This is a genomic window from Pseudomonas sp. MPFS, assembly GCF_022537035.1.
Classification (GTDB): domain Bacteria; phylum Pseudomonadota; class Gammaproteobacteria; order Pseudomonadales; family Pseudomonadaceae; genus Aquipseudomonas; species Aquipseudomonas sessilinigenes.
Genome location: NZ_CP066123.1, coordinates 6233576 through 6256753 on the forward strand (window position 1 = coordinate 6233576; position 23178 = coordinate 6256753).

Consider the following 23178-nt stretch of genomic DNA (forward strand, 5'->3'; position numbering starts at 1 on the left):
AGTTCTGAGTCAACGACCTCGCGCGCACAGCCCCGGGCTCGAACAAGAGCCTTGAAAAACAATAAGACAAGGGAGCAAAGCAATGGACCAGATCGGCAACTACGTGCTCTACCTCATCATGCTCTGTGCCGTGCTCGGCGCCCTCGCTGCCATCTATGACAGCGATCGCGGGCTGGGCAAGGAGTTCATGGAAGGCATCCACGCCACGGGCTACATCTTCGTGCCGGCGGCGGGGATCATGGCTTCCATCCCCTATCTCACCGTATTGATCGAATCGGTCTTCGGGCCCTTCTTCGAATCCCTGGGCGCCGACCCGGCCCTGGCGGCGACCATGATCATCGCCTCGGACATGGGCGGCTACCACCTGGCATCGGCCCTGGCGGCCAGCAAGGAAGCGCTGGTGATGGCGTTGATCACCGGCTTCATGGGTGGCGCTACCATCGTCTTCTCGATCCCCATGGGCCTGGCGATGCTCGACAAGCGCGACCACAAGTACATGGCCCTGGGGATCATGTCCGGCATCCTGACCATCCCGGTCGGAGTGATGGTGGCCAGCCTGATCCTGGCCTTCAGCAACCCGATGGTCCGCGAACTGGTCAGCACCAACTCCGAGGCCAGCTACCAACTGGCCCTGGCCGTGGGAGGCCTGTTCGCCAACCTGCTGCCGATCCTGATCTTCGTCGTGGCCCTGGCCCTGGGCCTGCGGTTCCTGCCGGACCTGATGATCAAGGGCTTCATCATCTTCGGCCGGACCCTGGACGCAGTGATCAAGCTGGTACTGGTGGCCTCGATCGTCCAGCACTTCACCGGCGTGTTCACCACGGTCTTCGGCAGCTGGGGCTTCCACCCGATCATCGCCGACGCCGAGGACCAGACCCGCGCGCTGGAGACTGCCGGCTACATCGGCATCATGCTGGCCGGGGCCTTCCCCATGGTCTACCTGCTGCGCAAATACCTGGGCAAACCCCTGGAGAGCCTGGGTGGCAAGGTCGGCCTGAGCGCCGTGGGCAGCGCCGGCATGCTGGCCACCATCGCCAACATCCTGGCGATGTTCCGCCTGGTGCGCTACATGCCGCCAAAGGACAAGGTGATCAACATTGCCTTCGGCGTCTGCGCGGCGTTCCTGCTGGGCGACCACCTGTCCTTCACCGCCAACTTCCAGCCGACCATCATCCTGCCGGTGCTGATCGGCAAGCTCAGCGCCGGTTTCGTCGCGGTAGGCCTGGCCTACTGGCTGTCGGTGCCCAAGGCCCTGCAACTGGAAGCCCAGGACCGTGCGGCCGGGATCATCGCCGAGGGCGAGTACCTGGGCGATAGCGTGCAGGAAGCGCCAGTAGGGCCCGGGCAAAAGGCCACAGCCTAAGCCCGGCACGACAAGGAACGCCTGCATGCCAGCCATCACGGGCGGCGCACCGGTATTGCTGCTGGGGCTGGACTTCGGTTCCACCACCAGCAGCGCGCTGATCGCCCAGGCCAGCCTCAGCAGCCAGTGCGTCACCGGACGCATGGCCCTCAATGAACCCCGCGTGCTGTTTCGCGGCGACCCGGTGTTCACGCCGTTCAAGGACGACATCATCGACACCGGGGCCATCGGCGACTTGATCGAAGGCTGGCTGGAACAGGCCGGAGTCCGCCCGCAGCAGCTGTTTTCCGGCGGGGTGATCATCACCGGCCTGGCCGCTCGGCGACACAATGCCCAGGCCCTGGCGCACCAGGTAGGGCAACTGCTCGGCAACGCCCTGGTGACCCGGGCCGACGACGGCGGCCTGGAATCCTGGCTGGCCTTCATGGGCAGTTGCTCGGCCCTGAGCCGTTTCCATCGCCAGCAGCCACTGCTCAACCTGGACATTGGCGGCGGTACCACCAACGCCGCCTGGGGCCTGGATGGCAATGTCCTGGCCACTGGCTGCCACTTCATCGGCGCCCGGCACCTGCAATTCGAGCCCGGTAGCTATCGGCTCAGGGAGCTCTCGGCGTTCGGCCGGGCCCTGCTCCAGCACCTGGGCATCGCCAGGGAGCCCGGCCAGGAGCTGATGCCCCTGGAGCGGGACGCCGTGCTCGCCTGGTACATCGCGGCGTTGCTGGCGATCGCCGAGGGCGACCGGGCGTTCTTCGCCACTGCGATGGGCCGGCTGGTCGAGCAATTGCCGTTGCTCTTGCCCCAAGGCCATGCAAGCGCCGCGCTGACCTTTTCCGGCGGCGTCGGCGAGCTGCTCTATCGCCACCTGCAAGGCGAAACGCTGCCCGGCACCACCTTCTATGGCGATTTGGGCATCGACCTGGCCCTGGCCATCGCTCGCCAGCCCCGGCTGGTGGGGGATGCCAACCGACTGCTGCCGGAAAACCGCGGACGAGCCACGGTCTATGGCCTGACCCTGCACAACACCGAGATTTCCGGCAGCACCCTGTTCTTGCCACGACCGCAGGCGCTGCCGCTCAAGGACCTGCCCATCGTCGCGCGCCTGCCCATCGATGCCAGCGAGCGCCAACTGGGCGACGCCCTGGGCCTGGCCCTGGGCAGCCGCGACGGGGCCTGCCTGCAATTGCTCGATGGCGGCCAGGTTCCCCGGTTGGAGCAGGTCCGCCAACTGGGCACGCGCCTGGCCCAGGCCCTGCAAGCGGCGGCGCCGCAGCCGCAGTGGCCTCTGGTGCTGCTGCTGGAAAGCAACATCGGCAAGGTCCTGGGCAACTACGCCACGGACTGGGGGCGCAGTGCTTGCAACCTGATCGTCATCGACGAGGTACGCGAGCGCTCGGCGCACTTCATCAACCTGGGAAAACCCCATCAGCACATCGTGCCCGTCGCCTTCTACGGCGTGCACTGAGGCGATGCGAACCAAGGAGAGTCCTGCCATGCCACTCACCGAACTCCAGCACATCCGCCTGCCCGAGGTGCCCGCCGAGCGCAGCTACGGCACCCGGGTCCTGGATCGCGAGATCCACTTCGCCAACCTCAAGGCGGTGCTCGGCGCCGCCGACATCAGCAAGGCCGGGGACCGCGTGGCTGGCCTGGCGGCGGCCGACGAAATCACTCGCGAAGCGGCCCGCAAGGTGCTCTCGGAGCTGACCCTGGGCCACTACTTCGAGCACCCTCTCACCGACCGCCATGGCCGTATCGACAGCGTCATGCAGGTCAACTACGACATCGACCACCAGGTGTTCGCCGAGATATCCGGGTTGACCCTGGGCGCCCTCAAGGACCGCCTGCTGCGCAGCCACGGCACGCAGATCCGTCGCATCGGCACGGGCCTGACCGGGGTGATGGTCGCCGCCCTGGCCAAGCTCCTGGACGTGCACGAGCTGATCCTGCTGTCCAAGAAGCTCAAGAGCGGTGCGGCCGCCAAGGCCCGGACCCTGGTGGGCCTGCCTGGCACCCTGTCGTCACGCTTGCAGCCCAACCACCCCACCGACAACCTCAGCGGCATCACCCTGCTGGTGTACACCGGGCTGAGCATGGGCTCGGGCGATGCGCTGATCGGCCTCAACCCGGCCATCGACACCGTGGACAACATCAGCGCCACCCTGCGCCACCTGGACAAGCTGCGCCGGGAAACCGGGGCCCCCACGCAGATCTGCGTGCTGTCGCACATCAAGACCCAACTGGCCTGCCTGGACCAGGGCGCGCCGGTGGAAATCATGTTCCAGAGCCTGGCGGGCACCGAGCGCACCCTGACCGACGAGTTCGACGTCACCGTGCAACTGCTCGACCAGGCCTGGCAGGCCATGGCCGAGCGGGGCCCGCTCAGGGACGTGGCGGAAAACTTCATGTACTTCGAGACCGGCCAGGGCAGCGAGCTGACCTACGGCAAGCACGAAGGCATCGACATGACCACCTGCGAGGCGCTGTGCTACGGCCTGGCCCGGCGCTATCGGCCGTACATGGTCAACAACGTCACCGGGTTCATCGGCCCGGAAACCCACCTCGACAACTTCGAGATGACCTACGCCTGCCTGCAGGACCAGTTCATGGGCAAGCTGCTGGGCCTGCCCATGGGCATGGCGCCCTGCTACACCCTGCACTCCCAGGTGACCCTGGAAGGCCAGCAGATGGCCACCGAGCTGCTGACCGCGGCCGGCGCCAACTTCTTCATGGACGTGTACCTGAGCACCGACCGCATGCTCGCCTACTTCGATACCAGCGCCCACGACAACCAGACCCTGCGCGAAGTCCACGACCTGGTCCCAGCACCGGAGTACCTGCGCTGGGCCCTGGCCAAGGGGATCTTCCAGGAGGATGCCCATGGCAACGTCGAGCGTGGGCCGAACTGGGGCAACCCGCGGATCTTCTGCGAGTCGGACATCGACTTCCAGCGCCTGCTGGAGTCCACCCCGGCCACCTACGGCTTCGATAACGCCGGGCCGCGCCCGGCCAACACTGTCTCGCGCATCGTTCGGGCCAACCTGGCGGTAGCCCGGGAGGCGATCTACGTCGACCTGCGACCGGCCGAGATCGGCGAGATTCCCCTGCGCGAGCTGCGCACCGCCGCCCCGGACAAGCTGGCCCACCTGCAGGACCCGGAACTGGGGGCACGCCTGACCGAAGAGGTACTGCGCCAACTGCAACCGGAATACAACGACGTGCAGATCGTGATTTCCGATGGCCTCAGTGCCGAGGCCATCCATCACAACATTCCCGAGCTGCTCCCGGTGCTGATGGACGGCCTGCGCAGCCGCCAGTTGCGTATCGGCCAACCGATCCTCGCGCCCTACGGCCGGGTCAAGCTGGCGGAGTCGGTGGGTGAGGCGCTGCAACCGCAGCTGATCATCGTGTTGATCGGCGAACGCCCCGGTGGCGATGCCCTGGCCTCGCGCAGCATGTCCGCCTACCTGGGCTACCGCCTGCCGGACGACCAGGCCCGGCGCGCCGCCGCTCAGTTCAGCGGCAACCCGGATATCGGCTACGAATACACCGTGATCTCGAACATCTACAGCGGTGGCCTGCCTCCGCTGGAAGGCGGCAGCCTGGTGGCGGAAAAGGCCTTTGCCATCCTCCAGCACCGGGCTGCCGGCAACCGTCTGGAAAACCTGCTGAAGAAGGTGGCATCCTGATGATCCGCCAGCACTCGGCAACGCCCCTACATCGTTGAAACGGAGACTGAGATGGCCCAATTTTCCCACAGCGTAGGTACTCAGACCTATCGCTTCGACAGCCTCAAGGAAGTCATGGCCAAGGCCAGCCCGGCCCGCTCCGGGGACTTCCTGGCCGGAGTCGCCGCCCTCAACGACGGCGAGCGGGTGGCCGCGCAGATGACCCTGGCGGACATCCCCCTCAAGCACTTCCTCGAAGAGGTGCTGATCCCCTACGAATCCGACGAAGTTACCCGGTTGATCATCGACAGCCACGACAAGGCGGCCTTCGCCCCGGTCAGCCACCTGACCGTCGGTGGTTTTCGCGACTGGCTGCTCAGTGACGCTGCCGACGAGCAGAGCCTGCGCGGCCTGGCCCCGGGCCTGACCCCGGAAATGGCCGCCGCGGTATCGAAGATCATGCGCCTGCAAGACCTGGTGCTGGTGGCGCAGAAGATCCGCGTGGTGACCAAGTTCCGCGGCACCCTGGGCCTGCGTGGGCGCCTGTCCACCCGCCTGCAGCCCAACCACCCCACCGACGAGCCGGCCGGTATCGCCGCGAGCATTCTCGACGGCCTGCTGTACGGCAACGGTGACGCCATGATCGGCATCAACCCGGCCACCGACAGCATTGCCTCGATCTGCGCCATGCTGGAAATGCTCGATGCCATCATCCAGCGCTACGAGATCCCCACCCAGGCCTGCGTGCTGACCCACGTCACCACCTCCATCGAGGCGATCAACCGTGGCGTGCCCCTGGACCTGGTGTTCCAGTCGATCGCCGGTACCGAGGCGGCCAACGCCAGCTTCGGCATCAACCTCAACATCCTCAAGGAAGGCTACGAAGCGGGGCTGAGCCTGAACCGCGGCACCTTGGGACAGAACCTGATGTACTTCGAGACCGGCCAGGGCAGCGCGCTGTCGGCCAACGCCCACTTCGGCGTCGACCAGCAGACCTGCGAGACCCGCGCCTACGCCGTGGCCCGGCACTTCAAGCCGTTCCTGGTGAACACCGTGGTCGGCTTCATCGGGCCGGAGTACCTGTACAACGGCAAGCAGATCATCCGCGCCGGCCTGGAGGATCATTTCTGCGGCAAGCTGCTGGGCGTGCCCATGGGTTGCGACATCTGCTACACCAACCACGCCGAGGCCGACCAGGACGACATGGACAACCTGCTGACCCTGTTGGGGGTGGCCGGGATCAACTTCATCATGGGCATCCCGGGGTCCGACGACATCATGCTCAACTACCAGACCACGTCCTTCCACGACGCCCTCTACGCCCGCCAGACCCTGGGCCTGAAGCCCGCGCCCGAATTCGAGCAATGGCTGGCGCGGACCGGGATCTTCACCCAGGCCGACGGCAAGGTGCATTTCGGCAACAACCTGCCTCCGGCCTTCCGCCAGGCACTGGCCCAGTTGGGATAAGGAACAGGCTCATGCAAAAACACCCGAGCGACTCACAAAACCCCTGGCTGGAACTGCGCCGCCTGACCCCGGCGCGCATCGCCCTGGGCCGCACCGGCACCAGCCTGCCCACTGGCGCCCAGCTGGATTTCCAGTTCGCCCATGCCCAGGCCCGGGATGCCGTGCACCTGCCGTTCGACCATGCCGGACTCAGCGCCCAGCTGGCCGAGCGGGGCCGCGACAGCCTGCTGCTGCACAGCGCCGCCACCGACCGCCACAGCTACCTGCAACGCCCTGACCTGGGGCGCCGGCTCAGCGACGAGTCGGCCCAGGCCCTGCGTGAGTACGCCCAGGCCCACCCCGGCGGGGTCGACCTGGCGGTCGTGGTGGCCGATGGCTTGTCGGCGCTGGCCGTGCATCGCCACACCCTGCCGTTCCTGGCGCGCATGGAAGAACAGACCGCCGCCGAAGGCTGGTCGCTGTCGCCAGTGGTCCTGGTGGAACAGGGCCGAGTGGCGGTGGCCGACGAAATCGGCCAGCTGCTGGGCGCCAAGATGACGGTCATCCTGATCGGCGAACGCCCGGGGCTCAGCTCTCCCGACAGTCTGGGGCTATATTTCACCTACCAGCCGAAGGTCGGGCTCACCGATGCCTACCGCAACTGCATCTCCAACGTACGCCTGGAGGGCCTGAGCTACGGCATGGCCGCCCATCGGCTGCTGTACCTGATGCGCGAAGCCTGCCGCCGGCAATTGTCGGGGGTGAACCTCAAGGACGAGGCGCAGGTCCAGACTCTGGACAGCGACTCGCCCGCGGACATGAAGGGCAACTTCCTCCTGGGCCCGCCCCAAGTGTGATTTTGCAAGACGATTGCGCTTTTTAACCGCTTTGGGCAGCATCGCAACGCGGCTGCCCCGAGTCATCCAACTTGTGCCGTCACATCCACTTGAAGTTGAGAGCCATCATGCGGATTACTCAAGCAACCCTCGAGCACCTGGATCTGTTGACCCCGCTATTCGTCAAGTACCGCGAGTTCTATGGCGCCCTGCCTTACCCGGACTCTTCCCGGGCGTTCCTGGAAAAGCGCCTGCGGCGCAAGGAGTCGGTGATCTACCTGGCCCTGGCCGATGATGACAACAGCAAGTTGCTGGGTTTCTGCCAGCTCTATCCGAGCTTTTCGTCCCTGTCCCTCAAGCGGGTCTGGATTCTCAACGACATCTACGTCGCCGAGGACGCCCGGCGCCAGCTGGTGGCCGACAACCTGATGCGCACTGCGAAGAAGATGGCCAAGGAAACCAATGCCGTGCGCATGCGGGTTTCCACCAGCAGCGACAACGAAGTGGCGCGCAAGACCTATGAATCCATGGGATTTCGCGAAGATACCGAGTTCAAGAACTACATCCTGCCTATCAGCGAAGACTGAAAGCGCCCCCGGGCCTAATGCCAATCAGTCAAGCGAGGTGATTCTCTGTAGGAGCAACCGGTCGATGCTCGTTAACGGTAGCGCGTATCGACTGGATAAACGCAGCGCTCTGAAGTCCCTCGCGCCTACCCTGTCCTTAACTGATCGGCATTAGTCCCCGGTCCCAGACAGCGGAGTCTGTCAGCGTGCCGACAGGTTGCGGATCGACATGTGCCGCTACAATCTGAACATGCATTTCACCTCCCAGCCTTTATAATGCCGACCTTTTCCGCTTCCCAGAAAAGTCGCACACCCTTTAAGTCCTTTTCTCAAAGCTATCGCACAGGCCTGCCGAGCCAGGCCACCACTACAGGTGCCTCAATGGATTTCAACCCGATCGACCTAATCCTTCATCTCGACGTCTATCTCGACATGTTGGTGACCAACTACGGGCCCTGGATCTACGCCATCTTGTTCATGGTGATTTTTTGCGAGACAGGACTGGTGGTCACTCCCTTCCTGCCAGGGGATTCACTGCTGTTCATCGCCGGTGCGGTAGCGGCCGGTGGCGGCATGGACCCGGTATTGCTGGGCGGGCTGCTGATGCTTGCGGCGATCCTGGGCGACAGCACCAACTATGTGATCGGACGAACGGCTGGGGAGCGTTTGTTCAGCAACCCCAATTCGAAGATCTTCCGTCGCGACTACCTGCAGAAAACCCACGATTTCTATGAAAAACACGGTGGCAAGACCGTAACCCTGGCGCGCTTCCTGCCCATCATCCGGACTTTTGCGCCCTTCGTTGCCGGCGTCGCCAGAATGCCTTATGCACGTTTCTTCGCCTTCAGCGTGGCCGGCACCATCCTCTGGGTCGGCGGCCTGGTGACCCTGGGTTACTTCTTCGGCAACGTACCGTTCATCAAGAAAAACCTGTCGCTGCTGGTGGTAGCCATCATCCTCCTGTCCCTGGTACCGATGATCATCGGTGTGTTGCGCAGCCGTTTCGGCCGTAACGCGGAAAAAGCCGAGACCCGCTGACCAGCATGTGGTCCTTGAGCGCCTGGCGCCGCAGGCGCCGCCTGGCCAAACATCCGGTCAGCGACCAGACCTGGCAGCAGGTCCGCCAGCAATTGCCCTTCCTCGACGGCATCAGTGCCGCCGAGGACCAGTGGTTGCGCGAAGCCAGCGTGCTGTTCCTGGACGACAAGCACCTGACAGCCCTGCCGGGAGTCGAGCTGCACCAGGAACAGCGCCTGCTGCTGGCCGCCCAGGCCCAACTGCCGTTGCTGCACCTGGGCGACCTGAACTGGTACCAGGGTTTCCACGAAATCATCCTCTACCCCGACGATTTCCTCAGCCCCCAGCGCCATCGCGATGCCAGCGGTATCGAGCACGAATGGGACGGCGAACACAGCGGTGAAGCCTGGCAACAGGGGCCGGTCATCCTGGCGTGGCCCGGGGTTCTGGCCAGCGGTGGCTGGGAGGCCTACAACCTGGTCATCCACGAACTGGCCCACAAGCTGGACATGCTCAATGGCGATGCCAACGGCCTGCCGCCGCTGCACAGCGACATGCGGGTCAGCGACTGGGCCCAGGTCATGCAAAGTGCCTACGACGACCTCAATCGCCAGCTCGATCATGATCCGGACGCCGAAACCGCCATCGACCCCTATGCCGCGGAAAACCCGGCGGAGTTCTTCGCCGTGACCAGCGAGTACTTCTTCAGCGCCCCGGACCTGCTGGTGGCGGCTTATCCGAAAGTCTACGAGCAACTGCAGCTGTTCTATCGGCAAAATCCGCTGGCCAGGCTGCAGCAACTTCAGGCGCATGATCCGGTCTATCAAGCGCAACACTAATGTCTTGCCGAGCCATTACGTTGTTCATCTGAAGACGTGCCAGCAAGACACTGCAACCGGGGACCTACGACCCCTGGTACGTGGCATCGGTAGCGGAGTGTGTCTATAATCGCCGCCACTTTTTGGTCAATCCGGCCAAGTCATTTGGTCAACTAACGGGGGCAATGCCCAATGAGCTACAGCAAGATTCCGGCGGGCAAAGACCTGCCGAACGACATCTACGTCGCGATCGAAATCCCGGCCAACCACGCGCCGATCAAGTACGAAATCGACAAAGACAGCGACTGCCTGTTCGTTGACCGTTTCATGGCCACCCCGATGTTCTACCCGGCCAACTACGGCTTCATCCCCAACACCCTGGCTGACGACGGCGATCCCCTGGATGTGCTGGTCGTGACCCCATACCCAGTGGCTCCAGGCTCGGTGATCCGTGCTCGTCCGGTCGGCATCCTGAACATGACCGACGACGGCGGCGGCGACGCCAAAGTGATCGCGGTTCCTCACGACAAGCTGTCCCAGCTGTACGTGGACGTGAAGGAATACACCGACCTGCCACCGCTGCTGCTGGAGCAGATCAAGCACTTCTTCGAGAACTACAAGGACCTCGAAAAAGGCAAGTGGGTGAAGATCGACGGTTGGGGCAACGCTGACGCGGCCCGTGCCGAGATCCTGAAGTCGGTTGCTGCCTACAAAGGCTAAGAGGCCGTTACAAGCTTCGAGCGACAAGCTTCAAGAAAAGCCCCGAGTGATCGGGGCTTTTTTGTATCTGCCAGCACCCGCACGGGTCGCTTGTCGGTGAAGAGGCCCACCCGGCCATGCATCCTGCAACAGCCTCCTGGGCACTATTTTCGCCCTCAAGGCCTCTGGATCGCGCTTCGCACTGGGAATTCCCGGCGAACATGCGTATGCTGCGCCCCATCTTTGCGCATCGGCCCTCCAGCGGCCAGATCGCCCGGCAAAGCGGATGATTTTCCCGCCTAGCCCCACAGCCAGCCGCAAGAGCTGGGTGTACGTTTTGCAGGCTGGTGCGGTTTACCAAAAATAAGCCAAGCCAGTCCCCGAGAAGCCGGCCACAAGCCGGCTTTTTAATACCTGGAATCCAGGTAGCGCTCCCCCAGACGACAGGTGCAGGATGCACGACCCACGCAAATGCTCTTCCCCTCGCACTCCCAAGTACCTGGGCTCGGCCACTATCAAAGGCCTGCTTTGCACATTGATCGTCCTCGGACTGTCCGGTTGTGTCGGCGCCTGGGTAGATATGCCTGAGAAGCAGGAATCGACGACAGTGGCTTACCAGCAGCTCGTCAAGAACGGGACTCACCCCGTAATCACCCACACGGAGAAGACCTCGCCCCAACGCCGATGGTGCGGCACCACGATCTGGGCGGTCATTCTTCCCATCCCCTTGAAACTGCCGGTTTGCGAGTCCTACGACAGCGCCATTTCCTACGGTAATGATGCGCACGGGACACCAACCCCGTTACTGCGCTCCAGCCAGACCCTGGGCTCGACGTTCCATGCCTGTGGCCCATTGATGTTCATGGCTCCCATCCTCCACGGCTACCAGGGCAATGCGCTCTGCGGGACATTCAGATAAGCCCCTGCCACTCGCGGCATTCCCGCCATGCAAGGCCAGCCATGATCGAACTCACCAACTGGCCTGCACCGTATCTGCGGGTGATTTTCAGTTCTTGCACCAACGTTCCACAGTTCTCGTACAATCCCGCCCATTAATGGCAATTTGCCGCAACCGGCTCACGAGAACTCAGGACATGGCTCTGCACATCCCCACCTTGCTCGTGGTGTCTGTGTTCATCTTCTCCTTGATGGGGCTGCTGACGTTTCATGCCTGGCTGCGTGAGCGCCGCGAGCGGCCACTGGCCTACCTGGGCGGCATGATGTTACTGGCGGCGATTGGCATGGTGCTGGTGAGTTGGCGCGACCAGGGGGTGGACTTCGTGCCGAAGATCCTCGGCAACATGGTCCTGCTACTGAGCGCGGCGCTCAACTGGACGGCGATGCGGGTCTTCGCCGGGCGTGCACCCCATGCACTCGGCCTGCTGGCTGGCGCCGGCCTCTGGCTGGCACTGTGCATGATTCCGGCTTTCTACCACTCGATGACAGTGCGCGTTACCGTGTATTCGCTCCTGGTCGGTGGATATGGCGCGGTGACAGTGCTGGAGTTCTGGCGCAGCCGGCAAAGCCTCGAGGTAGCCTGCACCCCAGCTCTGGTGCTGACGGTGCTGCACACCGTTTTCTACATCGTGCGCAGCATCACGGACCAGGGCGTGGGTATGTCCCAGGCCCTGAAAGGCCAGGGCGTGGGGGTTCCGTTTTTCTCGTTCATGCTGTTCGAAGCGATGGTCTACGTGATCGGCATTGCCTACGTGACCCTGGCCATGGTCAAGGAGCGTGTCGAGCTGCGCTTCAAGGCGGCGGCGTTCTGCGATGCCTTGACCGGCATCGGCAATCGGCGGGCGTTCATGGTCCATGGCGATCACCTGCTGCTCAAGAGCCGGGACCAAGACAAACCGGTCGCCCTGCTGCTGTGCGACCTGGACAACTTCAAGCGCCTTAACGATGCCTTTGGCCATCAGACAGGCGACCAGGCCTTGATTGCCTTCAGCCAAGTGCTATCGCAGACCCTGCGCAAAGACGATGTGTTCGCTCGCATCGGTGGGGAAGAGTTCGCCTGCCTGTTGATCGATACCGATGAAGAAGAAGCGGTACAGGCGGCCGAGCGGATCCGTGAGTCCTTCGCCCACCTGCCACTGCTGGCTCCGGGGCTGCTCAGCGTCAGCATCGGGGTCGTGACCAGCCAGGCCCTGGGCTATGACCTGTCGCGCCTGCTGTCCCAAGCCGACGAGGCGCTGTATGACGCCAAGGACAAGGGGCGCAATCGAGTGCATACCCGGTCCTGGCGGGCCCCTGCGCGACAGTTGGGCTGAGGCTTCGTAGCCCCCCGCAACGCCCGCCCAAGATCTGTGAACCACCGCCCAAAGCCCAGCAACAAGGCATTTCGCCAGTATTTCCGAGCCGCTTCGGCACGCATAAAATCGCCGCTCTCAGGACTCTCGGATGACAAGGAATGTGGAATAAAGAAGCCGCTATCAGTCACTTGAACAACCACGCCCACGCCGGTAGTACCGGACGCTGTGCGGCCTATACGCGCCAGGCGATCGAAGCCGGCGGTGGCGGCGTGATCCTGCACCGCAGGCACTCGGCCAAGGACTTTGGCTCATCGTTGACCGCCGTGGGTTTTGTCGAGCAACCAGCCGGCCAGGCGCCACAAGCTGGCGACGTGGTGATCATCCAGCCCATCCCCGGCCACCCTCACGGCCACATGGCGATGTTCAACGGCAAGCTCTGGGTGTCAGACTTCAAGCAGATGCACGGTTTCTACCCTGGGCACTCCTATCGGGTACAGAAACCTGAATACAAAATCTACCGTCATCCGTAAGGGGCTCACCATGAGAATGCTCTTCTGTTCGCTGCTCGCGGCCATGGCGCTGCACCAGCCCTTGGCACTGGCCGATTGCGCCAGCTCGCCCAAGCCGGCAACCCAGGCGTTTTACAGCTGGTACCTGCAAACCTACAGCCAGGACAAGGACCCGGTGACCGACAATGCCGCCGAGATGAAGAAGTACGTCTCGGAGTCGCTGGTCGCCAAGATCAAGAAACAGATGGCCAGCCCCGATGGCCTGGAAGAGGATTATTTCCTCAAGGCCCAGGACTACATGGATGAGTGGCTGACCCAGATCCAGGTCAGCGAACCGCAGATCCAGGGCTCCACCGCCAAGGAGCAAGTGACCCTGGGCAGCACCCCCGACACCACCCAGGTCGTCGATGTGCGCATGGTCAAGGACAAGGGCTGCTGGAAGATCGACGAAGTACTCTCCACCGCCGACCAGAGCGACTGATCCACCCTCCCCTCATCGCCTGGCCAGCATCATCGCTGGCCGGACATGACCGCGGCCCCAGTGGCTATTTCCCTGCCGATGAACGCTGGTTCATGGCAGGGATCGATCACGGATAGCTGAAGCTGCGTACCAGGGTCAGTTCCCCTGGGGCACGCATCGGCACGACGAACGATTCACTCTTCTCATTCGCCGTTCCCTCCTCGGTGATCACCGTCACCTGGGCGGTGGTCAGGGGCTGCACGGCGTTATCCTGGCCGCCGTCACCGTCGTCGTCCGAGCGATAACCGCCACCGTAGTAGTTCACATACACCAGGTACTGGCCCTTGAGCGGTGCAGGCATGGAGAAGATCTCCGGGCCATAGCCGGTGGTCACGTCCACGTCCAGCGCCGCCCCATTGGGAGCCACCCGGTCGCCGTACCAGATATGCGCACCATCCGGAGTCACCAAGTGCAGGTCCAGGTCAGTGTTGTCGCTGTCCCAGGACAACAGCACCCGCAGCTTGGGCGGCGTGGTGCCACCACCGGTATTGAGGAACTGCACGCGCTTGCGCTGCTGGCCATCGGGGCTGCGTACTTCGACGCTATTGCTACCGTTGGGAAACGAATAGGGTCGGTCGAAACCGCCATCCTCGTCGACCTTGAGCGGCATGCTGATGCCATTGATGATGAGCTTGCCCGGCTGCGAAGCCTTGGGCGAACCCTTGATCTGGCCACGGATACGCGCGGTATCGGCCTGGCCTTGCGGGGTGTTCACCGACGAGGCCGGATAATTGACGCTCTGGCGATACTGCTCGCCGTCGTCGGCGCGGGTGCGCCACCCGCCTTTGGGGGTGTCGAGCTGGATGCCGCTGTCGGCCAGGGCCGCGGGCAGGCTGAACATTCCACAAAGGAACAGGAGCACAGGGGTAGCAGGAAATTTCATGGCCTATTCCAATAAAAGATGGCGGGCAAGCCCTTCGATGTAGGTTTCATCCTGGCCGTTGGGATGGGCTTCAAAGGCCAGGTGCAGGTATTCATGGGTCAGGTCGAGGCGGTCCTGCAGCGACAGCACGCCACGCACGTAGATCCGTTGCCGTTCGCGGTCCACATAGGGCCGACCGAAGCCCAGGCGACAAACCGCGAACTGGCTGATTTCGTTGTAGCCCACCTCTTGCTCCAGCGGTTGGCGCCAGCGCCGCCGCTGCTTCATCAACCAGTCCTGGGCCGCTGGCAAGGGCTCGCAGGACGCCACCGGGTTGTCCCAGCGACTGAGGCTGGCACGTGGGTAGGCATGCAACAGGATGGCGTCGTAGCGTTGGCCAGCGCCGGCCTGCTCCACGGCCTGCTGCCAGGACAGCTTGTCCGGTGCCTGCAAGTCCGAGTGATAGGTGACCTGGGTCCCGGCCAGCACCAGCCCATCGGTCCAGGCGGCAACCGCCCGGGCCTCGGTGGTCGCCGGACGCGGGGCGACCCGCTGGCGGCTGCTGCTGTCGTCGATGCTCAGGCATTCGCCACTGCGCTCGGCGTTCTGCAGCAGGTAGGTACGGATCGCCACCGCCAGGGCCTTGGCCGCTTCCCGTGGCTCGCTGCTGGCTTCGCGCTGCAATACCCGGGCTACGTACTCTTCACGGTCCAGGCGCGCCACCAACCGTTGCGCCAAGCCCTCCTGTTGCAGGAACAGCTCGCCGGCGCTGTGGATATCCAACTGGTTGCCGTTGGCAAACACCACCCGGTAATCCCCTTGCAGGGCACCGGGCCCGACCGGCTGGCCATTGCGGCTGACGCTTTTCAGCGGGTAACGGGAGAACAGGCTGACTTGCACGCAACGATCCTTGTCCACAGGCGGATTGTCCGGCAGCACCTGGTCCAAGGCCTGCGCGTAGTCCTTCAACACCCGCTGGCTGGTGCCACGTCCGCCGACCCACAGCGGTGTACCGTCCACCAGCCAGCCGGCAAAGCCGCCTTGGCGCGACTGCGGATCATGCTCCGCCAGCCAGCTCCAGGTCTTGACCCGCAACCGCCCGCCGAGGGCGCCCACCACACTGCCGTCACCGGCGTTGAGCACCACATCCAGCAATACCCGGCGAGCGGTGTCCTGGGCCGGTAGTTGGGCAAGCACCTGCAGCAGTTGCGCAACGGGTACCCGGGTTTGGGGCTGCAGTCGGTCCAGGTCTTGCAGCCAGTCGGGGGCCTGCCGTGCCTGCCAGTAATCGCGCCATTGCCCAGCCGACAGCTGCAGGCGCGCAGGCTCGAAGTACAGGCCGCAGGAACGTACCAATGCCTGATCCCGGGCAATGCTGCCGCCTGCCGAGCAACAGTACACCTCGTCCCTGGACTTGCCCTGGCAGGCGTACGCCGGCTCCTGGGCGCCGGTGTCCACCAGCCAGGCATAAACGAAGAGTTTCCAGATGCTGCCCAGGGGCGCCTGCAGTTCTGGCGACAGGGGCTCACGCGCCACAACCTGGGTCCTGGAAAGACTCACCAGCTCACTGTCCGGAGCAGTTTTCCAGGCCAGGTGCAGAGGCTCGTCCTGGGCCGTCGCCAGCCCAGGAAGCAAACACAAACACAGCCAGGTCCAACGTCGCAGCATGTTACTTGACCGAAACCTGGCCCAAGGCCGGAGTACGCTCCTGGGCCTGATGCTCCGGTGCATAGACCTGGTAGAAGCGTGCCGGCGGCAGGTTGAACTGGCCTTTCTGGGAGAAACGGACCAGATGGCGCAGGCGTACTTCGCTGCTGTCGTTCAGCGCATCCAGCGGCACCCGGTAGCTCATCTGCCCCGGCTCGGCACGGGCCTTCTCCAGCGATGCAGCTTCGCTGCCCGCAGGGCCGGCCAGCTTGATACCCCAGGTAGTGCGCTCCACGTCGGCGCCCGGCGGCAGCGGTACCTCCAGCATGCCGTACAGCAGCGGCCGCTTGCCTTCGTTGGCGATGATCACCTCATCCAGGTACAGGCCATCGCTGGCGATCGGCTTGTTGCCCACCGGTTCCAGCTTGAAGGTGAAGGCCTCGTCTCCTGGCACCAGGCGCAGCAGGCGCCGAGTGATATTCACCGGCGCAGGCGTGCCACCCTCGACCTTGCTCAGGTAGCTCAGCGACGCTTGCAGTGGACGTTCCGGTACGGCATTCAATGCCAGCACCGCAGGCGGTTGCGCGCCCTGCCACTGCCAGTAGCTTTCGCCGCTGGCGCCCTGGCGCTGCTTCCAGCCCTGCCCCGGGTTCAACGCCACGGCCGGAGCCGATTGAGCCACGCTGCGTTGCAGCCAGGTCAGGGCCAAGGCCCGTTCCAGGGTCGATTGCGATGGCAGCAGGCGTTGCAGCAAGGCCCGCGCAGCCGCTTGATCGAATGGCTTGAGCGACAGGTTCAAGGCTTGGGCGAACGGCTGGGAACTGAGCTCCACTTGCTGTTGTGCCGATTCCAGCTGGGCGACGAACGCCGGCGGTGGCGTGACCTTGGCATCCCGTGCCAGGGCCGCCGCCAGCACCCGGGCACTGGCCAGGCCCAGGGCGGAATCAGGATCATCCATCACCAGGCTGGCGCTATAGTCATCCTGCACGCTGGCTTGCGCACCCTCCCCGGCCTTGGCCAGGTCGTCCATCAGGCCGCTGACCAGGGTATTGATCGGCAGTTTCATCTCACGGGCGAAAGACAGGATCAGCGCCCGTTGCAGCAATGGCGTATTCCCGGCCTGCTTGGCGTAGACCTCCAGGACCCGCTGCCAGTGCTCCGGTGGCAGGTTCAGGTCCATGACCTTGCTGGCGTTCCAGTCGGCGTAATAGGCATAGGCCGTGAGGAAGGCATCCGGATCGGCGTCCTCGCCCCACCAGGTGAATGCCGCTTCCGGCCCGGCCATGTGCACCAGGCGCAGGCGGCTGTTCTGCATCATCAGGCGCAGGCGATCACGGATCTGCGGATTGCCCGCCAGTGCCGGGTAGGCAACGCTCAGCGGCAACAACTGGCTGGCCGTCTGCTCGACACCGCCGTAGGGGTATTCCAGCAGATCGTCCAGGGCCGTACGGAACAACGCCTGTGGGCTGTCATCCAGGCGCAGGCGGATCTCCCCGGCATCGGCCGGCAGGCCCAGTGGCGTGCTGGTGGTCACCACATCCAGGCTCTGGGTCTGCACGGTCTGCCAGCCAGCGGCGTTGCTTGCCAGGCGCACGGCCAGGGTGTCGACGGTCTTGCCGCCCTGCACCAGCTCGGCGCTCCAATCGCCATTGCCCGGGGCAATGGCCGGCAGGGCCACGTAGTTGATGCCGTTATTGAGGGTCACCGGCAGGCGCTGGGACTCACCGGCGTAGTGCACCACCAGCTCGGCCTTGACCGGTTGCTCGGCCTGGCTGAACGCAAAGACCCCGAGGTCCGGTTTGTCGCCATTGCGGAAACGGGTCGGGCCGCTCCACTTCAGGTAAAGGGCCTTGTCGGAACGCACGAACTGCTTCTTCTGGCCCACCTGGCCATCGTCGGCGATGGCACGGGCGGTGATGCGCCAGCGGGTCAACGAGTCGGGCATGCGGAAGGTGAAACGGGCCTTGCCGCTGCCGTCGGTCACCAACTCCGGCTGCCAGGCAGCGGTGTCGACGTCTTCGCGGCGCGGACGCTCCAGGACCTTGACCCCACGCTCGCTGCGATTGGCCTTGCCCGGCGCCGTCGGGCTGCCCGGCAGGGCCACGTCGTAGCTGATGAACGACAGGCTGGCACTGGTGCGCACGTTGTTGCGCCGTGGATGGTAGAAGAACTGATCGATGCTCGGCGCCACTTCCGGCTGCAGCGCGTAGACCATTTCGTCCACCACGCTGACCGTCAGGTGGGCCGGCACCGGCTTGCCGGCGAACTGGGTGGAGAGGTCCACGGTGACGGTGTCACCCGGCTGGTATTTCTCCTTGTCGGTCTGGATGGCCACGTCGATCTGCGGCGTCAGCACCTTGATCCCAGCGTTCTGGAAGCTGTATTCGCCACCCTTGGTGTAGAGCACGGAGAAGGTCAGGTTCGGCGCGAAGCTGTCCTTGACCAGCACTCGGGCGCGGTACTGGGTCGGGCTGAGTTTTTCCACTTTCAGCCAATCACCACCCTGGGACAGCAGTGCCGTGCCCTCGACCTTGTCACGCTCCAGCGACAGCAGCGCGTCGTTGATCGGCTCGGGGAAGGTGATCAGCGCCAGGGCTTCATCACCGGCCTTGTATTCGGGCTTGTCGAGGACGATCTCCACGGTACCCGGCACGGCCTTGACCCCTTCGCCGGTAACCGAATGGCTGGTGCCCCCCACGACCCGGTCATGCTCGTCGCGCAGGGTCAGGTTGTAGGTACCGGGACGTTCGAAGGCCAGGGAGAAGCCGCTGTCGCCAGCGGCCAGCTTGCCCTCGCCGGTGGACTGGTCTTCCATGCGCACCCAGCTGTAGCGGCTGGGCAAGACGTTCTTGCTCTGCTCGCTGGTGTTCTGGTTGGCGTAGCTGAACTGCACCTTGTCGCCCACCGCGCTGAAGCGCTGCGGGGCGCTGAGGCTGAAACTCGCGGCGCCACGCTCGATGAGGATTTCCTTGGTGGTCTTGACCCGATAGGCGGCGCCATCGCTGGCGAACACGGTGAGCATGTAGCGGCTGGGCTTGTCCGCCGCCGGCAGATCGAGGCTCGCGCTACCCTTGGAGTCGGTGGTCAGTTCGGCGCTGGTCAGTTCCACCGGGAACTGGCCCATGTACTGCAGTTCGTTGTCCACCATGGACAGCTGCTGGGCCCGCAGGCTCAGTTGCAGGCGCGCATTGGCCACCGGCTTGCCATCGGGATAGAGCAGCACCAGGTTGCCCTTGACCGCCTCGCCGGTCTTGAAGTCCGGCTTGGCCAGGCTCAGGGACACCTCGAAGTGCGGCTTGATGTACTCGGCTACGCGAAAGGCGCTGCTGTAGACCTGGTCCTTGTAGCGCAGGCGCAACTCATAACCGCCCGCCACCGCATTCTCCGGCAGCTGGAAGCGGCCCTGGGTGCCGGACTTGGAGTCCAGGTTCAGGGTCAGGTTCTGCAGGGCGGTGCCTGCGGCATCCAGCACACTGACGTTCACAGTACCGGCACCGGGCAACACCGAGTCCCGGGCGTTCTTGAACTCGCGACCGACGACCTTCAGCGATACCCAGTCGCCCGGACGGTACAGCGGCCGGTCGGTGAAGGCATAGAGCTTGGTGTCGTAGATCTCGCTGTCGTAGTAGAAGTTCTCGGAGACGAACACCCCGCCTTCCTGGTCTTCACCGATCACATAGGAACGCTCGGGGCTGACGTGCTTCAAGCGCACCAGGCCCTGCTCATCGGTGGCGCCGCTGTTCATCACGCCCAGGCCGTCGGTCCACAACACGTTGACCTTGGGCACCGAGTTGCCTTCATGCTTGCCCGCTGCCCAGACCAGCAGCTCGTCACCGGCAATCTTGCTCACCGCCACGGTATTGGAGACGAACACCATGGTGGTGGCGCGGTACTTGCCCACCAGGGCTTCGACCAGGTACAGGCCTGGCTTGAGCTGCCCCAGGGGAATGTAGACGTTGCCCGGGGCGACGTTGATGAAGTCACTGGAAGACCCGGCCAGGTTGACCCCGGCCGGCGGCTGGATCGGCTTGGCCTGCCACAGCGGATAGCGGAACTGGGTCACCAGCGGCAAGCCCGGGACCAGGCCAAACTGCGGCTGGGCGTCATAGGGCGTCGGCGCCAGCAACGAGTTGCCGACCTTCAGCTCCGGAACCTCTTCGGTCACCTGCTTGCGCGACTCGTAGGAGAAGGCGCGTTGCATCACCCGGCGCGACTTGCGATACCAGTTGTCCCAGAGGTAGGCCAGGGTGTTGGACAACCCTTCGCCCTTGAACTGGCCATCGCTGACCACCCGATGCAGGTTCTTCTGGCGCTTGAGGAAGTCCAGCGGCTGGTTGATCCGGTAGACCCGGATGTCCGCGCCGCCATAGGGCTCCATGCGAAAACGCCGATAGTCGCGACCCGGGGCCTCAAGGCGCACCATGGCCTGCTCGTCGCTGGCAAAACTGCTGTCGGACAGCAGGAAGAAACTCTCCCCGGCGACCGCTGCGTAATCGCTGGCGGGCACGGAGTCCTCGGCGTTGACCAGGGCCACGGGAGCCACCAGGGTCAAGGCCAGGGTCAGGCGAAACAGAAAACGGGACATACGCGATTCGCTCATTGGGTGAGGAAGTTCAGTCGATAGATGCCGATGAAGTTCGGGTTGGCGGGGTCGGGTATCCATCGGGTGTCCTTCCATGTCATCAGTTGCTGCACGCTGGCCGAGCGCATGCCGTTATCGGTGGGGGTGGTGGTGCCGGTGTGATAGGCAATGTTGCGGCCCATCCAGATCATCAAGTGCTGGTCGTCGCCCTGGTCGAAGAACAACAGGTCGCCGGGGCGCGCCTGGCCCAGGTCGCGGCTCACCAGATGGCTGTTGAACTGGATCAGCTTGATCGCATTGACGTAGGGGCCGACCTTGCCGCCGCCCTGCTGCCACTGCTGGGCCAGGGCGCGCTGGCCTTCGCTCAGTTGCAGCTCCGGCGGCAGGTAGCGGTTGGACAGGCCATTGGCCCGCAGCCATTTGCTGTCGTGGTTCTTGAGCGCTTCATTGGCGGCAAAACGCACCAGCCCCGCGCAGTCCTGCTGGTACCAGCGCGGGCTCGGGCCCTGGCTCAACTGCTCCTGGGCGATGCGCACGAACCAGGCACGAAACACCTGGGACTGCTGCACATCCAGCGGCGCAACCGTGGTCGCGCCCACTGCACTGCTGAGCAGCAGGGCCAGCAGGCCAAGACGGTTCAGGCCATGGCGCAAGGCGTTCACAGGGCTTGCCATTGCAGCGGCAGCCATTGCCAATGGCCATTGGGCTCGCTGCCTTCGGGCAGGGTCAGGGCGTATTTGCCATAACCGCCGAGGGTGCGCAGCTTGGGCACCAGGTAGGTCTGCGCGGCGTTGTTGAATACCGGCTCCATGTCCTGGGGCAGGCTGTCGAAGGTTTCCTGCTGGATCAACTGCGCCAGGGACTGCGGCCCCAGGTAGATCGGCATCAGGGCATTCTTCGGCGCCACGTCGGCCAGGGGTGGGAAGCGCTTGTCCAGGGTGCCCAGGGCCTTGGTCACCAGCTTGTCATCCAGGGAGAACACCAGGGTCGAGCCATGGCGGGCCAGGCTGACCTGCATGAAGGCGCGGCCGGTGATGGCTTGCGGGTCCTTGGCCTGCTTGGCCGGGTACGGGCCGAAGTTCGAGCTGACCTGGCGCTGCCACTGGTGCACGTTGCCGTCCTGCTGCTCGACCACCGGGAAGATCCGCTGCGCCACCTTGCTCTCGCGGGAACCCACCATGGAGCCGAACAGCTTGCCCAGGTCGGCGTCGAGCTTGGCGCTGTCCTTGTCCTTGAGGCTGGCCACCAGCAACGGCGTGTACAACCGCGAGTCGGCATACCAGCACAGTCCGGCGCTGCCGGACATGTGTTCGGTCAGGGCCTGGGCCACCGACTCCTCGGCGCCGAGCTTGACCAGCAACGGCTTCTGTTGCTGCGCCGCCAGGGGCAGCGCCACGCAGGCACTGGCCCCCATGGGCATGGCCTGCCAGATCGGCTTGAAGTCGAAGTCCGGTTGGTCCTCTTGTTCTTCCATGGCCAGGTAGCTGTGCCAGCCCTTGTCGTCCATGTCGAAGCGCAGGCCGGCGAAGTTGGGGATAAAGCGCTGGTAACCCATGGCCAGGACGCTGGAGTTGACCGCCAGGCGCTGCTGCACCTCAGGCTTGCGCGCCTCCAGGCCAAAGGCCTCGGGAAACAGCTTGTCGCCGTTGAGCAGCGCTTCCAGGGCCTTGGTGGAGACCGCGCCATGTACGTCGCTGACGCCAGAGTCCAGGTCATACAGCTGGGTCGGGTTGGACAGCACCACCAGCTTGTCGCCATGGGAAGCGAAGGCCAGGGACTTGTTGGCGTTGAAGTTCAGCTGGTAAAGGGTCACCGCATCGCCGCCGACCTTGAGCTCCGCCAGCTTGCTCAGCTGGCTGTCATCCAGGGCAGCCTTGGCCAGGGGCTCGAGCAGCTTGGCCAGGCCGCCACGGTCCATCACCAGCAGGAAATCCTTGAGCCGGCCGTCGACGCCGCGCCACAGGGCGATGTCCGCTGGCTGGTCGAGCAGTTGCTCGATCAGGTTGTCCTGCAGCTTCAGGTCATGCTCGTAGATGATTCGCCGCAGGCTGCCGATCAGGCCCAGGCGGTCGGCATGGGCCTGGTAATAGAAGACGAAGTCCTCGGTCAGGGTTTCACGCAGGAACGGTACGGCCAGCAGGTCCTTGGGCAACTGCGCCAGGGAGTGGGTCTCCAGCAGGCCATCGGGGCGACTCAGGCCCAGCTTGTCGCCAGGCAGCTCGGCCACCGAGGTCTTGGGCTTGCAGCCCACGCCGGTGGCGACGGCCGCCGCCAGGCACAGGCCCATGACCAGGGCTGGCCAGCGCCGCTGGCTGCCGGGTTGTTCAGTGCCGGGGACGCCGGCCGCCGGGGATGCTGTGTTTTCGCTCATGATTCACAAAGCCCAATTCATCCGT

18 protein-coding genes are annotated in these 23178 nt (G+C 64.2%); 13 read left to right on the plus strand and 5 right to left on the minus strand.

The genetic code is table 11. From position 1 onward, the window contains the following. Positions 1 to 82: 82 nt before the first annotated feature. The 13 genes from eutH to I9018_RS28695 all read left to right on the plus strand — a co-directional run bounded on the left by eutH (position 83) and on the right by I9018_RS28695 (position 13652). Positions 83 to 1363 (plus strand): ethanolamine utilization protein EutH, encoded by a 1281-nt coding sequence (gene eutH / locus I9018_RS28635; protein ID WP_068579677.1) that lies wholly within the window; start codon positions 83 to 85, stop codon positions 1361 to 1363. 25 nt (positions 1364 to 1388) lie between these two features. After that, on the plus strand, positions 1389 to 2825 hold the full coding sequence (locus tag I9018_RS28640; RefSeq protein WP_241108108.1) for an ethanolamine ammonia-lyase reactivating factor EutA: 1437 nt from the start codon (positions 1389 to 1391) through the stop codon (positions 2823 to 2825). Between the two features lie 28 nt (positions 2826 to 2853). Beyond that, entirely contained in the window at positions 2854 to 5049 is a 2196-nt protein-coding gene (locus I9018_RS28645) for an ethanolamine ammonia-lyase (RefSeq protein WP_241108109.1), read from the plus strand. Between the two features lie 51 nt (positions 5050 to 5100). Beyond that, positions 5101 to 6495: an ethanolamine ammonia-lyase subunit EutB gene (locus I9018_RS28650; protein ID WP_241108110.1), complete on the plus strand. Its 1395-nt coding sequence runs from the start codon at positions 5101 to 5103 to the stop codon at positions 6493 to 6495. A gap of 11 nt (positions 6496 to 6506) precedes the next feature. Next, positions 6507 to 7331, plus strand: a complete 825-nt coding sequence (gene eutC, locus I9018_RS28655; protein ID WP_068579689.1) for an ethanolamine ammonia-lyase subunit EutC — start codon at positions 6507 to 6509, stop codon at positions 7329 to 7331. Positions 7332 to 7438: 107 nt separating this feature from the next. Then, the gene (locus tag I9018_RS28660; RefSeq protein WP_068579692.1) at positions 7439 to 7897 is read left to right on the plus strand and encodes a GNAT family N-acetyltransferase; all 459 of its coding nucleotides are present in this window, start codon (positions 7439 to 7441) and stop codon (positions 7895 to 7897) included. Between the two features lie 360 nt (positions 7898 to 8257). Continuing rightward, positions 8258 to 8914 (plus strand): DedA family protein, encoded by a 657-nt coding sequence (locus tag I9018_RS28665; protein WP_068579694.1) that lies wholly within the window; start codon positions 8258 to 8260, stop codon positions 8912 to 8914. 5 nt (positions 8915 to 8919) lie between these two features. Further along, complete coding sequence (locus tag I9018_RS28670; RefSeq protein WP_241108111.1) at positions 8920 to 9732, plus strand: M90 family metallopeptidase; 813 nt, start codon at positions 8920 to 8922, stop codon at positions 9730 to 9732. Positions 9733 to 9903: 171 nt separating this feature from the next. After that, on the plus strand, positions 9904 to 10431 hold the full coding sequence (gene ppa, locus I9018_RS28675) for an inorganic diphosphatase (protein ID WP_068579703.1): 528 nt from the start codon (positions 9904 to 9906) through the stop codon (positions 10429 to 10431). 433 nt (positions 10432 to 10864) lie between these two features. After that, entirely contained in the window at positions 10865 to 11329 is a 465-nt protein-coding gene (locus I9018_RS28680; protein ID WP_241108112.1) for a hypothetical protein, read from the plus strand. 175 nt (positions 11330 to 11504) lie between these two features. Beyond that, entirely contained in the window at positions 11505 to 12680 is a 1176-nt protein-coding gene (locus I9018_RS28685; protein ID WP_241108113.1) for a GGDEF domain-containing protein, read from the plus strand. 140 nt (positions 12681 to 12820) lie between these two features. Next, positions 12821 to 13192: a cytoplasmic protein gene (locus I9018_RS28690; protein WP_068579033.1), complete on the plus strand. Its 372-nt coding sequence runs from the start codon at positions 12821 to 12823 to the stop codon at positions 13190 to 13192. Between the two features lie 10 nt (positions 13193 to 13202). Then, positions 13203 to 13652: a DUF3828 domain-containing protein gene (locus I9018_RS28695; RefSeq protein WP_068579036.1), complete on the plus strand. Its 450-nt coding sequence runs from the start codon at positions 13203 to 13205 to the stop codon at positions 13650 to 13652. A gap of 106 nt (positions 13653 to 13758) precedes the next feature. Here the strand turns inward: I9018_RS28695 and I9018_RS28700 are convergent, their stop codons facing one another. Genes I9018_RS28700 through I9018_RS28720 form a run of 5 tightly spaced genes read right to left on the minus strand, consistent with a single transcriptional unit; the run spans position 13759 to position 23153 of the window. Continuing rightward, positions 13759 to 14574 carry a DUF2135 domain-containing protein gene (locus I9018_RS28700; RefSeq protein WP_241108114.1) on the minus strand — a complete coding sequence of 272 codons (816 nt, stop codon included), beginning with the start codon at positions 14572 to 14574 and terminating at the stop codon, positions 13759 to 13761. Between the two features lie 3 nt (positions 14575 to 14577). Continuing rightward, positions 14578 to 16221: a DUF2300 domain-containing protein gene (locus I9018_RS28705; protein ID WP_068579041.1), complete on the minus strand. Its 1644-nt coding sequence runs from the start codon at positions 16219 to 16221 to the stop codon at positions 14578 to 14580. 1 nt (position 16222) lies between these two features. After that, a complete protein-coding gene (locus I9018_RS28710; RefSeq protein ID WP_241108115.1) occupies positions 16223 to 20800 on the minus strand; it encodes an alpha-2-macroglobulin in 4578 nt (1525 codons plus the stop codon). Continuing rightward, positions 20797 to 21456, minus strand: a complete 660-nt coding sequence (locus I9018_RS28715) for a DUF1175 family protein (RefSeq protein WP_124347282.1) — start codon at positions 21454 to 21456, stop codon at positions 20797 to 20799. The genes I9018_RS28710 and I9018_RS28715 overlap by 4 nt, the downstream gene beginning before the upstream one ends. Continuing rightward, positions 21441 to 23153, minus strand: coding sequence for a DUF2138 domain-containing protein (locus I9018_RS28720; protein WP_068579046.1), 1713 nt, complete (start codon positions 23151 to 23153; stop codon positions 21441 to 21443). Before I9018_RS28720 ends, I9018_RS28715 begins: the two co-directional genes overlap by 16 nt. Positions 23154 to 23178 lie beyond the last annotated feature (25 nt).

What these genes read in the sequence shown, in the direction of transcription:
- I9018_RS28685 (WP_241108113.1), top strand. Translation starts at nt 11,505, where the DNA reads ATGGCTCTGCACATCCCCACCTTGCTCGTGGTGTCTGTGTTCATCTTC.
- I9018_RS28640 (WP_241108108.1), top strand. Translation starts at nt 1,389, where the DNA reads ATGCCAGCCATCACGGGCGGCGCACCGGTATTGCTGCTGGGGCTGGAC.
- I9018_RS28670 (WP_241108111.1), top strand. Translation starts at nt 8,920, where the DNA reads ATGTGGTCCTTGAGCGCCTGGCGCCGCAGGCGCCGCCTGGCCAAACAT.
- I9018_RS28715 (WP_124347282.1), bottom strand. Translation starts at nt 21,456, where the DNA reads ATGGCAAGCCCTGTGAACGCCTTGCGCCATGGCCTGAACCGTCTTGGC.
- I9018_RS28720 (WP_068579046.1), bottom strand. Translation starts at nt 23,153, where the DNA reads ATGAGCGAAAACACAGCATCCCCGGCGGCCGGCGTCCCCGGCACTGAA.
- I9018_RS28710 (WP_241108115.1), bottom strand. Translation starts at nt 20,800, where the DNA reads ATGAGCGAATCGCGTATGTCCCGTTTTCTGTTTCGCCTGACCCTGGCC.
- I9018_RS28650 (WP_241108110.1), top strand. Translation starts at nt 5,101, where the DNA reads ATGGCCCAATTTTCCCACAGCGTAGGTACTCAGACCTATCGCTTCGAC.
- I9018_RS28705 (WP_068579041.1), bottom strand. Translation starts at nt 16,221, where the DNA reads ATGCTGCGACGTTGGACCTGGCTGTGTTTGTGTTTGCTTCCTGGGCTG.
- ppa (WP_068579703.1), top strand. Translation starts at nt 9,904, where the DNA reads ATGAGCTACAGCAAGATTCCGGCGGGCAAAGACCTGCCGAACGACATC.
- I9018_RS28700 (WP_241108114.1), bottom strand. Translation starts at nt 14,574, where the DNA reads ATGAAATTTCCTGCTACCCCTGTGCTCCTGTTCCTTTGTGGAATGTTC.
- I9018_RS28660 (WP_068579692.1), top strand. Translation starts at nt 7,439, where the DNA reads ATGCGGATTACTCAAGCAACCCTCGAGCACCTGGATCTGTTGACCCCG.
- I9018_RS28680 (WP_241108112.1), top strand. Translation starts at nt 10,865, where the DNA reads ATGCACGACCCACGCAAATGCTCTTCCCCTCGCACTCCCAAGTACCTG.
- I9018_RS28690 (WP_068579033.1), top strand. Translation starts at nt 12,821, where the DNA reads ATGTGGAATAAAGAAGCCGCTATCAGTCACTTGAACAACCACGCCCAC.
- eutH (WP_068579677.1), top strand. Translation starts at nt 83, where the DNA reads ATGGACCAGATCGGCAACTACGTGCTCTACCTCATCATGCTCTGTGCC.
- I9018_RS28645 (WP_241108109.1), top strand. Translation starts at nt 2,854, where the DNA reads ATGCCACTCACCGAACTCCAGCACATCCGCCTGCCCGAGGTGCCCGCC.
- I9018_RS28695 (WP_068579036.1), top strand. Translation starts at nt 13,203, where the DNA reads ATGAGAATGCTCTTCTGTTCGCTGCTCGCGGCCATGGCGCTGCACCAG.
- I9018_RS28665 (WP_068579694.1), top strand. Translation starts at nt 8,258, where the DNA reads ATGGATTTCAACCCGATCGACCTAATCCTTCATCTCGACGTCTATCTC.
- eutC (WP_068579689.1), top strand. Translation starts at nt 6,507, where the DNA reads ATGCAAAAACACCCGAGCGACTCACAAAACCCCTGGCTGGAACTGCGC.